12 protein-coding genes are annotated in these 14698 nt (G+C 60.7%); 6 read left to right on the top strand and 6 right to left on the bottom strand.

All coding sequences use genetic code 11. The annotated features are described in order from the left end of the window. Positions 1-3: 3 nt before the first annotated feature. Positions 4-1134: a carbon-nitrogen hydrolase family protein gene (locus ACMXYH_RS10490; RefSeq protein WP_415767031.1), complete on the bottom strand. Its 1131-nt coding sequence runs from the start codon at positions 1132-1134 to the stop codon at positions 4-6. Between the two features lie 209 nt (positions 1135-1343). Here ACMXYH_RS10490 and ACMXYH_RS10495 point away from each other — a divergent pair, with 209 nt between their 5' ends. Together ACMXYH_RS10495 and ACMXYH_RS10500 are read left to right on the top strand one after the other, a co-directional pair. Beyond that, positions 1344-3383, top strand: a complete 2040-nt coding sequence (locus ACMXYH_RS10495; protein WP_415767032.1) for an FAD-dependent oxidoreductase — start codon at positions 1344-1346, stop codon at positions 3381-3383. A 185-nt stretch (positions 3384-3568) separates the two neighbouring features. Then, positions 3569-4486: a 1-aminocyclopropane-1-carboxylate deaminase/D-cysteine desulfhydrase gene (locus ACMXYH_RS10500; protein ID WP_415767671.1), complete on the top strand. Its 918-nt coding sequence runs from the start codon at positions 3569-3571 to the stop codon at positions 4484-4486. A 10-nt stretch (positions 4487-4496) separates the two neighbouring features. Here ACMXYH_RS10500 and ACMXYH_RS10505 read toward each other — a convergent pair whose 3' ends face one another. The 3 genes from ACMXYH_RS10505 to ACMXYH_RS10515 form a co-directional block, all read right to left on the bottom strand. After that, entirely contained in the window at positions 4497-5045 is a 549-nt protein-coding gene (locus tag ACMXYH_RS10505) for a cytochrome b (RefSeq protein WP_129437023.1), read from the bottom strand. 186 nt (positions 5046-5231) lie between these two features. Then, the gene (gene phnX / locus ACMXYH_RS10510) at positions 5232-6059 is read right to left on the bottom strand and encodes a phosphonoacetaldehyde hydrolase (protein WP_415767033.1); all 828 of its coding nucleotides are present in this window, start codon (positions 6057-6059) and stop codon (positions 5232-5234) included. Positions 6060-6212: 153 nt separating this feature from the next. Further along, entirely contained in the window at positions 6213-7322 is a 1110-nt protein-coding gene (locus ACMXYH_RS10515; protein WP_415767034.1) for a 2-aminoethylphosphonate--pyruvate transaminase, read from the bottom strand. 109 nt (positions 7323-7431) lie between these two features. On the opposite strand from ACMXYH_RS10515, the gene ACMXYH_RS10520 reads away from it, so the two are divergent. Beyond that, entirely contained in the window at positions 7432-8295 is an 864-nt protein-coding gene (locus ACMXYH_RS10520) for a LysR substrate-binding domain-containing protein (RefSeq protein ID WP_056740257.1), read from the top strand. 121 nt (positions 8296-8416) lie between these two features. On the opposite strand, the gene ACMXYH_RS10525 is transcribed toward ACMXYH_RS10520, so the two are convergent. Beyond that, a complete protein-coding gene (locus ACMXYH_RS10525) occupies positions 8417-9289 on the bottom strand; it encodes a LysR family transcriptional regulator (RefSeq protein ID WP_415767035.1) in 873 nt (290 codons plus the stop codon). 268 nt (positions 9290-9557) lie between these two features. On the opposite strand from ACMXYH_RS10525, the gene ACMXYH_RS10530 reads away from it, so the two are divergent. Both ACMXYH_RS10530 and ACMXYH_RS10535 read left to right on the top strand, forming a co-directional pair. Further along, positions 9558-10883: an MFS transporter gene (locus tag ACMXYH_RS10530; RefSeq protein WP_415767036.1), complete on the top strand. Its 1326-nt coding sequence runs from the start codon at positions 9558-9560 to the stop codon at positions 10881-10883. A gap of 10 nt (positions 10884-10893) precedes the next feature. Continuing rightward, on the top strand, positions 10894-12285 hold the full coding sequence (locus ACMXYH_RS10535) for an FAD-dependent oxidoreductase (protein ID WP_415767037.1): 1392 nt from the start codon (positions 10894-10896) through the stop codon (positions 12283-12285). Positions 12286-12288: 3 nt separating this feature from the next. Here the strand turns inward: ACMXYH_RS10535 and ACMXYH_RS10540 are convergent, their stop codons facing one another. Continuing rightward, on the bottom strand, positions 12289-13713 hold the full coding sequence (locus ACMXYH_RS10540) for a type VI secretion system Vgr family protein (RefSeq protein WP_415767038.1): 1425 nt from the start codon (positions 13711-13713) through the stop codon (positions 12289-12291). A gap of 232 nt (positions 13714-13945) precedes the next feature. On the opposite strand from ACMXYH_RS10540, the gene ACMXYH_RS10545 reads away from it, so the two are divergent. Further along, positions 13946-14653, top strand: coding sequence for a YebC/PmpR family DNA-binding transcriptional regulator (locus ACMXYH_RS10545; protein ID WP_129437015.1), 708 nt, complete (start codon positions 13946-13948; stop codon positions 14651-14653). Positions 14654-14698: the final 45 nt, after the last annotated feature.

Here is a 14698-nt window from a genome sequence, read left to right on the forward strand (position 1 = left end):
CGGTTACAACCAGAGGTTCAGCAAACGCGCGCCACGGGCATTGCCGTCGGCGAACTGCTGGCCGTTGCTGCTGAGAAAACTTTGACCGGCGCTGCCCTGATCCCAGAACTGACCGCGCAGGAACACGCTCATGCCGGCGATTGCCTGGCTACTGGGCGGTTGAGCGGTGAGTGTCAGACGATGCCAGGCCTGGCCTTCGCTGAGTTCCCCGGCCTTGAGGCTGACGGAGCCAGGCGTCGACAGGCCCTTGTAACCGCTCCACGGTTTGTCCCAGGTGCCGCGCCCGAGCACAAACGCCGGGACCGCGACGAACTGCGCACCCTGGTCGTCGAGCCTGCGGTAATTGTCCGGGTACCAGCTGTCGCTGCCGATCAGCACACCCAGGCGTCCGGCCGGGGTGTCGACGACGTTGAGCGTATGTTCGCCATTGGCGGCGATGACTTCATGTTCATCGAAAATCGGATGCATCTGGCGCTGGGGTTGGCCGATCGGCAGGCCATCGCGGCCGAACACCACGCTGCTGTTGTACAACGCGCCGCGGCCGATTTTCAGGGTGCCGTCGATGACGCTAGGCTCGGGCAGCACGATGGAGCCCGCCACCAACGTCACGTGGAATTCTTTCGCCAGACCACCAAATAGCGTCTGGTAGTCCTTGGCCATGCCTTTGGCCTTCATGCGCAGGTGCGCGTCGTCCAGACGTTTGTCGCCCTTGGCGCTGATCAGCGCGCGGACGAACTTCAGTGGGTTACTGACCGCCAGCCAGTTCATTGCCTCCTTGAGCGTGGTGGCCTGGTACAGCTCATCTTTCTCGCCGCTGACCATCAACCAGGTGCCGACATGTTCGGGCAGTACAACGATGGTTTTTGCATTTAGCAGGCCCTGGTCCTGGGCCTTCTGCAAATAGGCCGCCAGCTTGCGGTGCAGGCGCTCGGGGCTTTGATAGTCGGTGGGAAACAGCTCGGGCTGGATGCCCAGCAAATTACCGCGATCAGCGGGTGTGCCTTGGTCGACCGCGAGGTTGATGCGCAGGTCCGACAGGTAGTGACCCACCGGACGGTCCGCGGCCCACATGGCGTAGGTCGTAAGGGCGGCAATCAATGCCATGGAGAAGGTCAGGTACAGAAGTTTGCGCATGGGGAAACAGTCGACGGCCGTGTGCAGGGTTCGCGACTAGGGTAGGGCGCATGCCGGCACTTGCCAAGGGGCGCTGCACATTTGGATCAATAAGTTGTCAGTTACGGTCATTGAGTGACAGCGGCGCGACTCTTAGTCTGTTCAACATGACTGACGGGGGCCAAAGAGCTCCTGCACTTTTTCCGTGATCGCTCGATGTGGAGTTACCGATGGCCGCCGCTCATTACCCGCACCTGTTGGCCCCGCTGGACCTGGGTTTTACCACGTTGCGTAATCGTACCCTGATGGGTTCGATGCACACCGGTCTTGAGGAAAAGCCCGGCGGTTTCGAGCGCATGGCGGCGTACTTCGCCGAACGTGCCCGAGGCGGCGTTGGCCTGATGGTCACTGGTGGTATTGGCCCGAACGACGAGGGCGGGGTGTACTCCGGCGCAGCCAAACTGACCACCGAGGAAGAAGCGCTCAAGCACCGGATCGTCACCCGCGCGGTGCACGAGGCGGGCGGCAAGATCTGCATGCAGATCCTTCACGCCGGGCGTTATGCCTACAGCCCGAAACAAGTCGCGCCGAGCGCCATTCAGGCACCGATCAACCCGTTCAAGCCTAAAGAGCTGGACGAGGAAGGCATCGAGAAGCAGATCAGCGATTTCGTCACCTGTTCGACCCTGGCGCAACAGGCCGAGTACGACGGCGTCGAGATCATGGGCTCCGAAGGTTATTTCATTAACCAGTTCCTCGCCGCCCATACTAACCACCGTACTGACCGCTGGGGCGGCAGCTACGAAAACCGCATGCGCCTGCCGGTGGAAATCGTCCGCCGGGTGCGTGAAGCGGTAGGTCCGAATTTCATCATTATCTTCCGCCTGTCGATGCTCGATCTGGTGGAAGGCGGCAGCAGCTGGGAAGAAATCGTCCAGTTGGCCAAGGCGATCGAGCAGGCCGGTGCGACCATCATCAACACCGGCATCGGCTGGCACGAAGCGCGGATTCCGACCATCGCCACCAAAGTGCCGCGCGGTGCGTTCAGCAAAGTCACTGCCAAGTTGCGTGGCTCGGTGAGCATTCCGCTGATCACCACCAACCGTATCAATACCCCGGAAGTGGCCGAGCAGATTCTGGCCGAAGGCGATGCCGACATGGTCTCCATGGCGCGGCCGTTCCTCGCCGACCCGGACTTCGTCAACAAGGCTGCGGCCGGCCGTGGCGATGAAATCAACACCTGCATCGGTTGCAACCAGGCCTGTCTGGACCACACCTTCGGCGGCAAGTTGACCAGTTGCCTGGTGAACCCGCGCGCCTGTCATGAAACCGAACTCAATTACCTGCCGGTGCAGCAGATCAAGAAAATCGCGGTGGTCGGTGCCGGTCCTGCGGGTTTGTCCGCGGCGACCGTGGCGGCTGAGCGTGGTCATCAGGTGACGCTGTTTGATTCGGCCAGCGAAATCGGCGGCCAGTTCAACATCGCCAAGCGTGTGCCGGGCAAGGAAGAGTTCTTCGAAACCCTGCGCTACTTCAACCGCAAACTGCAGACCACTAACGTCGAGGTGTGCCTGAACACCCGCGTCGACGTCGCGCAGCTGGTCGAAGGCGGTTACGACGAGATCATTCTCGCCACCGGCATCGCGCCAAGAACCCCGGCGATTCCGGGTGTCGAGAACGCCAAGGTGCTGAGCTACCTGGACGTGATCCTTGAGCGCAAACCGGTGGGCAAGCGCGTCGCGGTGATCGGCGCCGGTGGTATCGGATTCGATGTGACGGAGTTCCTGGTTCACCAGGGCGTGGCCACCAGCCAGAATCGCGAGGCGTTCTGGAAGGAGTGGGGCATCGATACGCATCTGCAAGCGCGCGGCGGTGTCGCCGGCATCAAGGCTGAACCCCATGCACCGGCGCGTGAAGTGTTCCTGCTGCAACGCAAGAAATCCAAGGTCGGCGACGGCCTCGGTAAAACTACCGGGTGGATTCACCGCACCGGTCTGAAAAACAAGCAGGTACAGATGCTCAACAGCGTCGAGTATCTGAAGATCGACGACGAAGGTTTGCACATCCGCATTGGCGAAACCGGCGAGCCGCAAGTGCTGCCGGTGGACAACATCGTGATCTGCGCCGGTCAGGATCCGCTGCGTGAATTGCAGGATGGCCTGGTGGCGGCCGGGCAGAACGTGCATTTGATTGGCGGCGCGGATGTGGCGGCAGAGCTGGATGCCAAACGCGCGATCAACCAAGGGTCGCGGTTGGCCGCCGAGTTGTAATCCGCAGGTCGAGCGTGCCAATGGCCATCGTCGGAACGCCGCCCGGAGCAAGCTCGCTCCCACAGGTTCTGTGTTGCTCACAAATTTTGTGACCGATTCAAAACCCCTGTGGGAGCGAGCTTGCTCGCGATGGCTGACTTTGAGCGACTAGAATGCTGGATCTACCCGAGCACAATCAGGCGCCAATGCTTTCCCCTCCAACCGATTGGCTACCCCAGGCCCCCCTCGAGCACCTTCATCTTGATTGGCTCACCCGATCAAGCATCGAAGTCGCGATCCTGCGCCTTGACCAAATCGACCCGCAGATCAGCGGCAACAAGTGGTTCAAACTCATCGAGCACCTGAAAGCTGCTGACCAGATCGGTGCCAAAGGCATCATCAGTCTGGGCGGTGCCCACTCCAATCATCTGCATGCACTGGCCGCGGCGGGTAAGCGTTTTGGTTTTCGCACCGTTGGCCTGCTGCGCGGTCATCCGCAAGAAACGCCGACGGTGAAAGACTTGCAGGCGTTTGGCATGCAATTGCATTGGCTGGGTTATGGCGGTTATCGAGCGCGGCACGAGCCGGGTTTCTGGCTGCCATGGCAGGCGCAGTATCCCGATCTGCATCCGGTGCCGGAAGGTGGCGGCGGTTTGCAGGGCGCCAAGGGCTGCCTGCAGCTGAGGACAATGGTCAGCGAGCAACTGAACGGTCTTGGCTGGAGCGACTATGACGGCTGGTGGCTAGCCTGTGGAACGGGCACGACCCTGGCCGGTCTGGTGCTGGCCGAAGCAGGTGAACACCCAGTGTATGGCGCGCTGGCGGTGCCCGACGATCATGGGGTTGCGCAGCAGGTCGATTCGATCGTGCGGGAGGCGGGTTTACACAATCGCGCCTATGAATGGTTCGACGCCAGCCGTGGCGGCTTTGCCAAAGTCGATCCGCTGTTGCTCGAATTCATCGATCAGGCCGAACAGGCCAGCGGCATTCCCCTCGAACCGCTGTACACCGGCAAAGCACTGTTGGCGCTCAAGCAGCAAGTCGAAGCCGGAAGATTCGAAAAGGGCACACGCCTGATCTTTATCCATACCGGCGGTTTGCAGGGCCGCCGGGGTTTCCAGTGAGCGGCGGGATTCACCCGCGCTTGGGCATCATCCGCAGCAAGGTGTTATCGCCCACCACATAGTGGTGATAAATCCCCGCCACGGCATGCAGACCGATCAGCCAGTAACCAAGGGTGCCGCCGAGTTCATGCCAACCCTGAATCTGCTTGGCCAACGCCTTGTCCTCCGCGACCAGCAACGGCAGGTCGAAGCCGAAGAACATCACTTGGTGACCCTTGGCGCTGGTGACCAGCCAGCCCAGAATCGGCATGGCGATCATGAAAATGTACAGCGCCCAGTGCATCAATTTGGCCAGCACGGTCTGCCAGTGAGGGGAGGCCGGGAAGATTTGCGGTGCCGAGCCCAGGCTGCGCGCAAACAGCCGCAGCCAAACCAGGACAAACACCGTCAAGCCCAGCAAAAAGTGCGATTCGGTGATCAGCGTCCGGCCGCCACTGCCTTTTGGAAAGATTCCGCGAAATTCAATACAGGCGTAAACCAGCGCCAGCAGGACCAGCATCAACCAATGCAGCACGATCGATACGGTGCTGTAGCGTGAGTCGGAATTCTTCCAGGGCATACGGTGTTCCTCACAGGTCAGGTCGAGCCACCGTTCTTGTTCGACGGTGTGCTTTAACTGTAATCCGCTTTGGTGGATTTGCCTGTGGCTATTTGGGTGTTCAATGCTCTGGATCAGGTGGTCGACCAAAAAAAAGCGCCAGTTCCGTTAAGAAACTGGCGCTTTTTTATGCGGCGACAGGCGCAATCAGTTGGTTTGTGGCATCTCACCCTTGGCCAGGCGCTGGTTGATATCGGCGATCACTTCCGGCAAATCGCTGATGGTGTCGATCATGTAGTGCGGCCGAGAGCCTTCGAACATCGCATGGATGCGCTTGCGTTCGCTGGCCAGTTCGTCACTGCCCAAGGCCCGATAACCTTCGTAGTCCAGGCCCAGTGCGTTGCCCGAGCAGATCAACGCCACGGTCCACATGCCGGCGCGACGACCTTCGAGAATGCCCGGCACGGTGTCGTCGATCTTCACGCAGGCCGCGACATCATCGATGCCCAGCGCAATCACGTTAGCCAGCGCCTGGGCCGGCCATGGGCGTCCGTTGGGCACTTCGTCGGTGGCGACCACGTGGTCGGCGACGTAACCGTTGGTGGCGGCCAGCTCGACAACTTTGTCCATGACCTGTTTCGGGTAGCCGGAGCAGGAACCAATCTTGATCCCTTGCTGGCGCAGGTTGGCGATGGTGTCCAGTGCGCCCGGGATCAGCGCCGAGTGCTCGGCGATTTTCTCGATTTGCAGGGGCATGAAGCGTTTGTAGATGGCGGTGACGTCGTCGTCGGTCGGCGTACGGCCGAACACTGTGCGATAACGTTCGGCCACTTCCGGCTGATCGCACAGGGTTCGGATGTGGTCCCATTTGCCCATGCCCATCGGCCCGCGGGCTTCTTCGATGGAAACCTGAACGTCGAATTCGGCGAAAGCTTCGACAAAAATCTGTGTCGGGGCGAAGGAGCCGAAATCGACCACGGTGCCGGCCCAGTCGAGGATGGCGGCTTGCAGTTTGGTTGGGTTTGTATAGTTCATGGTGATCAGGATCCTGTGGCAACTGGCTAATAGGGGAGCTGCTTTTGGTGGGAGCGGGCTTGCTCGCGAAGGCGGTGCGTCAGACGACATCAATGTTGAATGTCAGTCAGCATTCGCGAGCAAGCCCGCTCCCACAGTGGATTGCGGTGTGGTTTAGATTTCCAACACTTCCATTTCCTGCAACACCTCGGCGATCGCCGCCACGGCCGCGTGCATCTCGGCCTGGTTGACGTGGCCGATGCAGCCGACGCGGAAGGTTTCGACCTGGGTCAATTTGCCGGGGTAGAGGATGAAACCCTTGGCCTTGACGCGTTCGTAGAATTCCTTGAACTGGTAGCGCGGATCTTTCGGTGCATGAAAGGTGACGATGATCGGCGCCTGAATCTCGGCGGGCAGGAAACTGCGCAGCCCCAGTTTGGCCATGTCATCCAGCAGCACTTTGCAGTTGTTGGCGTAGCGCTGATGCCGGGCGGGCAAACCACCCTCTTCGTTGTATTGCAGCAGGGCTTCGTGCAACGCCGCGACCACGTGGGTCGGTGGGGTGAAGCGCCACTGGCCGGTCTTGGCCATGTAAGTGTGCTGATCGAAAAGGTCCATCGCCAGCGAGTGCGAGTTACCGGCGGCATTGGCCAGTGCCTCTTTGCGAGCGAAGACAACGCCCATTCCCGGCACGCCTTCCAGGCATTTGCCTGAGGCGGCGATCAGCGCGTCGAACGGCACCTGTTGCGCGTCGATCGGCAGCGCGCCGAAAGAGCTCATAGCGTCGATGATCAGGCGTTTGCCGTGTTGCGCGATGACGTGGGCGATTTCCGGCAGCGGATTGAGGATGCCGGTGCTGGTTTCACAGTGAATCAGCGCGACGTGGGTGATGCTGGCGTCGGCACGCAGCAGACGGTCAACGTCGGCTGCGGTGGTCGGTTCGTCTTCAGCGGTTTCAAAGGTGCTGAAGGAGCGACCGAGGACTTCGCAGATTTTCGCCAGGCGTTTGCCGTAGGCGCCATTGATCAGCACCAGGACTTTGCCGTCGCGAGGCACCAGCGTGCCGATCGCCGCTTCGACCGCGAAGGTGCCGCTGCCTTGCAGGGGCACGCAGTGGTGGCTATCGCCGCCGTTGATGATCGCCAGCAGTTGTTCGCAGAGGCTGGCGGTCAGTTGATTGAAGCGGTCATCCCATGACCCCCAGTCGACCATCATCGCCTGACGGGTGCGGGTCGATGTGGTCAGTGGGCCGGGGGTGAGCAGGATGGGTTCGGCAGTACTCATTCTCGTGTCCTCGCAATCGATGGGATGACGCTACGGGGCTTAAATTGCAATTTGCCGTGCTATCAATCAAATTGTTTGTTGTTATGCCAGCCATCAGTGAGGGTTATTCATGAACCTGTTCCAGCTTCGCGCATTCGATGCGGTGGCCCGCGAGGGCAGCTTCACCCGGGCCGCCGCGCGACTGTTCATCAGCCAACCGGCGGTCACCGGGCACATCAAGGCGCTGGAGGAGCATTACCAAATCACCCTGTTGCGGCGCACCGCACGACGGGTGGAACTGACGGAGGAGGGCACCAAACTGGCCGCGATCACCCGGGCAATGTTCGGTCTGGCCGAAGAGGCGCAGGTGATGCTCGAGGCCAACCGGCAGTTGCTGACCGGACGCCTGGAAGTGGCGGCGGACGGGCCGCACATGGTCATGCCGATGCTCGCCAGTTTGCGCGCGCGTTATCCGGGGATCACCGTGAACCTGCGTTTGGGTAATGCACAGGAAACCTTGGCGGCGTTGCTGTCGGAGCATGCCGACGTGGCGGTGCTGACCGAGGTCGAACCGCGCAAGGGGCTGCATTTGCAAGACTTAAGCGAATCACGGATTTGTGCGCTGGTGCCCGACGGTCATCCGTGGGCGCAGATGTCCAAGGGGGTGCCGCTCAAGGCGCTGGATCAGGTGATCATGGTGTTGCGCGAGCCAAGTTCGATCACCCGGCGCACCTTCGACGAGGCCTGTGCGGCGGCGTTGGTCAGTCCACGGGTGTTGCTGGAGCTGGACAGTCGCGAGGCGGTGACCGAAGCCGTCGCCGCAGAGTTGGGGGTTGGCGTGGTGTCGTCGGTGGAAGTCAGTCATGACCCGCGGGTGGCGGCGGTGCCGATTCTTGGTGAAGGGTTGGTTAACCGACACATGATTGGCTGCATGGAGCGGCGGCGAGATTTGCGCTTGATACAGGCGTTTTTCGACTTGGCGCCATCCAGTTGATCCGCGGCGCGGCCTTCGCGAGCAAGCCCGCTCCCACAGGGGATCTATGTTGGCCACAGATTATGTGATCAACGCAACACCAGTGTGGGAGCGAGCTTGCTCGCGATGGGGCCGGGCCTGCTTATGCCAGACTCTCGCGAACCATCTCCAGAAACGTCGCCACCACCCGCCGCGAACTTTGCTCGCGCAAGCACACCAGCGTCTCGGTCAATCGTCGTTTGCAGTCGGTAATCGGCAACGCGCAAACCCTCGAATCTGCACCGAACTCGGCGGCTGATACAACACCAACGCCAATCCCCACGACCACCGCCTCACGCGCCGCTTCCCGGCCTTCAACCTGAATCGCCGGCCGAATGCGAAAGCCTGCCTGAGCCATTTCTTCTTCCAGCGTCTGGCGCGTCACCGAGCCGATTTCCCGCAGCACCAAAGGCGTGTCATCCAGATCCGCGAGGCAAATCGACTCGCGGTCGGCCCACGGATGATTGCGCGAAACGAACGCCACCATCGGGTCGTTGCGCAGCGGCAGCGAGATCAGACGTTCGTCACTCACCTCCCGGCCCAGCAACGCCAGGTCGGCCTGATAGTTGAACAGCCGAAACAGCGATTCGTCGGTGTTGCCGGTTTCGATCTTCACGCTGATGCCGGGGTAGCGCTCACAGAAGCGAGCAATCTGCGGCAACACGTGCACTGGCGCATCCACCGCGAGAATCAGGCTGCCGGTCTGCAAGGCCCTGGAGTCATGCAAGAGCTCCTGCGCCTCGGCCTCGATAACGAACAATCGCTGGGTAATGCTCAGCAAACGCTCGCCCAGATCCGTCAGCCGGACCGAGCGTTTGTTGCGATGGAACAGCAGCACACCGAAACGCTCTTCGAGCTTGCGCACTTGGTCGGAAATCGCCGGTTGGGTGAGGAATAGCCGCTCGGCGGCTTTGGTAAAGCTTCCGTGCACGGCCACGGCGTGGAAGGCTTTGAGCTGGGCGTGGGAAACCGACATCGAAACCTCCAGTAACAAGCTGAGCTTATATTGGAAATACGATAAATCGATTTCACTTATTAATCAGTAATTGTTTTTATCGACCTCAGCCCCGGTGACTGGTCAGTCGAACAGCGTCGGCGGCCATGAGCCTGTGCGTGCAACAGCAGGACTCATCTGACCGATATCGCCTCAGGGACGCTGCGATATCGAAGTGCTCAACAATAAAAAAACAGGCGTGATTTCTCAATTTCTGCCGGCACACTCACACCCTGAGGTCAGAACCACCATGAACAAGCACATCGGCACTATCAAGCGTTGGCGCGTGCAGATCTTCGCGATCACCTGGCTCGCTTACGCCGCTTTCTACTTCACCCGCAAAGCTTTTTCCGTGGCAAAACTGGGGATCGCCGAAGACCCCACCTTCATGCTCGACAAAATGGCCATGGCCAACCTCGACGCCATCTACCTGACGGCTTACGCCATCGGGCAATTCACCTGGGGCGTCCTGGCCGACCGCTTTGGCCCAAGGGTCGTAGTGTTTGGCGGGTTGTTGATTTCAGCGGCGGCAGCCTTGGTGATGGGCAGTTTCGCGACGTTGCCAATCTTCGCTACCTGCATGTTGATTCAAGGGTTTGCTCAGTCCACTGGCTGGTCCGGGCTGTGCAAGAACCTCGGTAGCTTCTTTCCCTCTGAACAGCGCGGGCGGGTGCTGGGGTTGTGGAGTTCCTGCTATGCCTTTGGTGGGCTGGTGGCTTCGCCGTTCGCTGGCTGGTGGGCGTATACGCTGATCGGCACCTGGCATGCGGCGTTCTTTTCCAGTGCGGCGGTGGTTGGGCTGGTCGCCGTGCTGTTTTTTATTTTTCAGCGCAACAAACCCGAAGACGTTGGCTTGCCGGCGGTGGAACCGGAGCCGGAACTGACGGCGCAAGAGGCCGACTTGCAAAGCAAGATCAGCATTCTGGAACCGTTAAAAGAAATTCTGCGCAACCGCACCGTGCTGGTTCTGGGCCTCGCGTACTTTCTGCTGAAGCCGGCTCGCTACGCGATTCTGCTCTGGGGACCAGTGATCGTCTTCGAGCAGATGCCCTCGGTGGGCAAGGTCGGCGCGGCAATCATTCCGACCGCGTTTGAACTGGCCGGGTTACTCGGGCCGATTCTGCTGGGGCTCGCTTCGGACAAACTGTTCGGCGCCCGACGCATGCCGGCGTGTGTGCTCAGCCTGTTGGCGTTGACCGTCACCCTGGCCTTGTTCATGGGCGCCCTGCATACCGGCAGCGTGACGCTGGTGGTGGCGCTGCTGTTCGTCATGGGCCTGACCCTGTATGGACCGGACTCGATGATCAGCGGCGCGGCCGCGATCGATTTCGGCACCGCCAAGGCGGGCGCCACAGCGGCCGGTTTCGTCAACGGTTGCGGCTCGGTCGGGGCGATTCTTGGCGGATTGCTGCCGGGCTACTTCGACTCGGTCACCGTGTTCATCGTCTTCGCTGGCTGCGCGATGTTCTCGGCCCTGGTGCTGATCCCGCACTGGAACAGCCGCCCGGCTGGCCTGCGTGCCGAAAGCGCTTTCGTGCCTAACCAACCGATCACCGTAAAACCTCTGCGTACTTAAGGATTGACCCATGAGACCTTTTTGGCTGGAACAGGCGCTGGCGGCCGAGTCCTGCGCGCCATGCGAATCCTTGGCGGGCGACACCCGCGCCGACGTCTGCATCGTCGGCGGTGGCTACACCGGACTCTGGACCGCGATCATGCTCAAGGAACAGAACCCCGAACTGGATGTGCTGCTGATCGAGGCCGATATCTGCGGCGCCGGCGCCAGTGGTCGCAACGGTGGTTGTGCACTGTCGTGGTCGGCCAAGTACTTCACCCTTGAGCGGCTGTTCGGCGTCGAAGAAGCCGTGCGACTGGTCAAGGAATCGGAGCGCAGCATCCATGCCATCGGCGCCTTTTGCGAGCAGTACGCGGTGGACGCCGATTACCGCCTCGACGGTACGCTGTACACCGCCACCAACCGCGCCCAATGCGGCTCGACCGACGCCGTCATCGCGGCGTTGGAGCGCAATGGCATCAACTCTTTCACCCAACGGCCGGTGGCCGATGTGCAACGCATGGCCGGTTCCAGCAAACATCTGGAAGGCTGGTTTTCCCCGGCGGCGGCCAGCGTGCAACCGGGCAAACTGGTGCGCGGCTTGCGCCGGGTCGCCTTGCAACTCGGGGTGAGGATTCACGAGCACACCGCCATGACCGGGTTGCAGGAGGGCAAGCCTGCGGGGATACAAACCCCGAATGGCACCGTTCGCGCGGATCGCGTGGTGCTGGCGATGAACGCCTGGATGGCCCGGGCGTTTCCACAGTTCGAGCGCAGTGTAGCGATCGTTTCCAGCGACATGCTGATCACTGAACCACGACCCGATCTGCTTAATGAGATCGGTTTGACCAGCGGCGTCACCGTGCTCGATTCGCGGATTTTCGTGCACTACTACCACAACACCCCGGACGGCCGAATCATGCTCGGCAAGGGCGGCAACACCTTTGCTTACGGTGGGCGAATGTTGCCGGTGTTCGATCAGCCATCGCCCTATGCCGGTTTGTTGCAGCACAGCCTGAGCGAGTTTTTTCCGGCGTTTGCCCAGGTCAAGGTCGAGGCGACATGGAACGGTCCGTCTGATCGCTCGGTCACCGGTTTGCCGTTCTTCGGTCAGATGAGCGCCAGTGGCAACGTGTTTTACGGTTTCGGATACTCCGGCAGCGGGGTTGGCCCGTGTCATATGGGCGGGCAGATTCTCGCCTCGATGGTTCAGGGACTGGACAACGCCTGGACCCGTTCGCCTCTGGTCAACGGCCCGTTGGGCTTCTTTCCACCCGAGCCGATTCGTTACCTCGGCTCCCTGATGGTGCGCAACGCCATCCGCCGCAAGGAGCGCGCCGAGGATCACGGGCACCGGCCACGATATCTGGATGTGCGTCTGGCGAAGTTCGCGGCGGCGGCAGGCAAGGCCGACAAGGGTTGAGAGTCAGGGTGTGAGGTCCGAGCGATTGACCAGCCAATCGAGCAGCAAGTGGCTATCGCGGCGTGGCTCGGGAACAGGCCGAGTGCGCGGGTGATGGCCCATGCCGACGCACAGCACCGGCCGGTCCGGGTCACTGTCGAGAAAACTGATGAGGACGTCGCTGCCGGCCGGTGGCAGGCTGGACGGGGCAATCCGACCGTCCGGCGCAGCAAGGGCCACCGGTATCCAGAGACCGGCAGATTCAACCGGATTCGCTTGCGCTGTTGGCCACAGCCTGACCTGTATTCGACCTCGATCATCCAGCGCCGCCGGATGCCCGGCAGGGCCCTGCACCCGGGCGGGCTGATAGCCCGGGATGCTCGGCCTGGTCTGTCTGAGCGCCGGCCTGAAGACCGTTGACCAGGGAATGGCGGTGAACTGATTGCGATAATGGCGAACCGTATCGGGTTTGTCGGCGGCAAGAATCGAAGGTTGTTGCCCCTGGTGTCGGGTTTCGGTGAGCAGCCATTGATCGTTGAAATTCGGCAGTGGATGTTCTGACACTTGCACTATCCGTGCGCTGCGCAGTGCGCTCTGGTTGCTTTGACCGTGGATCTGCAGATGCTGGCAACGCAGACGCTCCAGTTGTCGTCGGCTCAACTGATCGTGATGGATGTGCTCGGCCGCGGGCCGGACCATCACCGGCAATGGTTTGCTGAAAGCGTGGTTGGCCGCTCCCTCACCGGGTTTTTGCGAGCCACGGTTCCTGGCCTCTAGTCGTGAGGGAAAGGGTGGCGAGTCATGGCGCTGGAACAACTCACTGATCACCGGCACGTCACTGTCTTCGGGCGCGTTGCCCTGGAAAGGCGTAAGGACTGGTTCTTGGGGGAAACTCAGGCTGTCATCCGCCAGGACCAGCACATGCCCGTCGCGCTGATGTTCGAAGTGATAGTGAATGCCTTCTTCTTCGCACAGCCGTTGCAGCAATGCCAGATCGCTCTCCTCGTACTGAATGCAAAAAGGCCGGACGGGATAGTGTCCGTTGGATAATTCGAAGCGATAGCTCCCCTCGGGCACATCATGTTCCTTCAGCAGTTGGCGCAGGATCATCGGTACGCTGAGGTGATGAAAGACGCGGCGTGAACGCTGTCGGTCGAGCCATTGAAGGTAGGGCACCAGCACCAGTTTGTAGCCGATCCGGTGGGGGCCGCGATGCTCGCGACTGGCACTGTGAAGAACGCCATGAATACCCTGGCCCTCCATCAGGCTGAGGTACACCGGCTGTTGCAGCAATCGGTCGAGGTTCATGGCCGGTGCGAGGCCGATGACTTCGATGTCGAATCGATAGGGCTGGTTGAGGGCTTCTCGGCCACTGAACTGCAACACCTGCAAACTCAAATCGCCGTCGAGAAGTGTCAGGGTGAAGGGACTTTCCTTGTCGTTGTGCATCGAACGCGCTTCTGCCATGGAATTCGGGCGCAGAGGGTACGAAACCACAGCCCTTTATGGTCACCGCAAATCGAAGTTTCAGAATCGCCCTACAACTGCCGGTGGAGATGTCGATTCGTCATGCGGGTGAACAGGGTGGATTTTTTGGTCGATTGCCAACTTTAGGGCGTATAAACTTGCGCCATGCGTCGGCCAATAGATGTCTCGGCGCCACAGATCAAGAGAGTGAGTAATGGGCGCACAGTGGAAGGTTAAACACAAAGAAGCGGCATCTAACGCCAAGGGCAAGATCTTCGGCAAACTGGTAAAAGAAATCACCATCGCTGCCCGCAACGGTACCGATGTCGCTACCAACGCACACCTGCGTCTGGTGGTTGAACAGGCAAAGAAAGCCTCGATGCCCAAGGAAACTCTGGATCGCGCCATCAAAAAAGGCGCGGGCCTGCTGGGTGAGACCGTTCAGTACCATCGCGTGACTTACGAGGGTTTCGCTCCGCACCAGGTTCCGTTGATCGTCGAATGCGTGACCGACAACATCAACCGCACCGTGGCGGAAATCCGCGTCGCGTTCCGCAAGGGCCAATTGGGCGCTTCCGGTTCGGTCGCGTGGGACTTCAACCATGTGGGCATGATCGAGGCGTCCCCGGACAGCCCTGACGCCGATCCGGAAATGGCCGCCATCGAAGCCGGCGCCCAGGATTTCGAGCCGGGTGAAGAAGAGGGCACGACCCTGTTCCTGACCGAGCCTGCGGACCTGGACGCCGTGCAGAAAGCCCTGCCCGAGCAAGGGTTCACCGTGTTGTCGGCCAAGTTGGGTTACCAGCCGAAAAACCCGGTCAGCGGTCTGAGCGATGAGCAGATGGCTGAAGTCGAAGCCTTCCTCGAAGGCCTCGATAACCACGATGACGTGCAGGACATGTTTGTCGGGTTGGCGGGTTAATATTTTTCGCCAGTGACACCGTCATCGCGAGCAAGCTCGCTCCCA

It is taken from the genome of Pseudomonas frigoris (genome assembly GCF_047758635.1).
Classification (GTDB): Bacteria; Pseudomonadota; Gammaproteobacteria; order Pseudomonadales; family Pseudomonadaceae; genus Aquipseudomonas; species Aquipseudomonas frigoris.

Excerpts from the sequence above, each read along its gene's own strand:
- ACMXYH_RS10505 (WP_129437023.1), bottom strand. The coding sequence starts at position 5,045 with ATGCCCTGGAAGAATTCCGACTCACGCTACAGCACCGTATCGATCGTG.
- ACMXYH_RS10495 (WP_415767032.1), top strand. The coding sequence starts at position 1,344 with ATGGCCGCCGCTCATTACCCGCACCTGTTGGCCCCGCTGGACCTGGGT.
- ACMXYH_RS10540 (WP_415767038.1), bottom strand. The coding sequence starts at position 13,713 with ATGCACAACGACAAGGAAAGTCCCTTCACCCTGACACTTCTCGACGGC.
- ACMXYH_RS10520 (WP_056740257.1), top strand. The coding sequence starts at position 7,432 with ATGAACCTGTTCCAGCTTCGCGCATTCGATGCGGTGGCCCGCGAGGGC.
- ACMXYH_RS10525 (WP_415767035.1), bottom strand. The coding sequence starts at position 9,289 with ATGTCGGTTTCCCACGCCCAGCTCAAAGCCTTCCACGCCGTGGCCGTG.
- ACMXYH_RS10530 (WP_415767036.1), top strand. The coding sequence starts at position 9,558 with ATGAACAAGCACATCGGCACTATCAAGCGTTGGCGCGTGCAGATCTTC.
- ACMXYH_RS10490 (WP_415767031.1), bottom strand. The coding sequence starts at position 1,134 with ATGCGCAAACTTCTGTACCTGACCTTCTCCATGGCATTGATTGCCGCC.
- ACMXYH_RS10500 (WP_415767671.1), top strand. The coding sequence starts at position 3,569 with ATGCTTTCCCCTCCAACCGATTGGCTACCCCAGGCCCCCCTCGAGCAC.
- ACMXYH_RS10515 (WP_415767034.1), bottom strand. The coding sequence starts at position 7,322 with ATGAGTACTGCCGAACCCATCCTGCTCACCCCCGGCCCACTGACCACA.
- ACMXYH_RS10545 (WP_129437015.1), top strand. The coding sequence starts at position 13,946 with ATGGGCGCACAGTGGAAGGTTAAACACAAAGAAGCGGCATCTAACGCC.
- phnX (WP_415767033.1), bottom strand. The coding sequence starts at position 6,059 with ATGAACTATACAAACCCAACCAAACTGCAAGCCGCCATCCTCGACTGG.
- ACMXYH_RS10535 (WP_415767037.1), top strand. The coding sequence starts at position 10,894 with ATGAGACCTTTTTGGCTGGAACAGGCGCTGGCGGCCGAGTCCTGCGCG.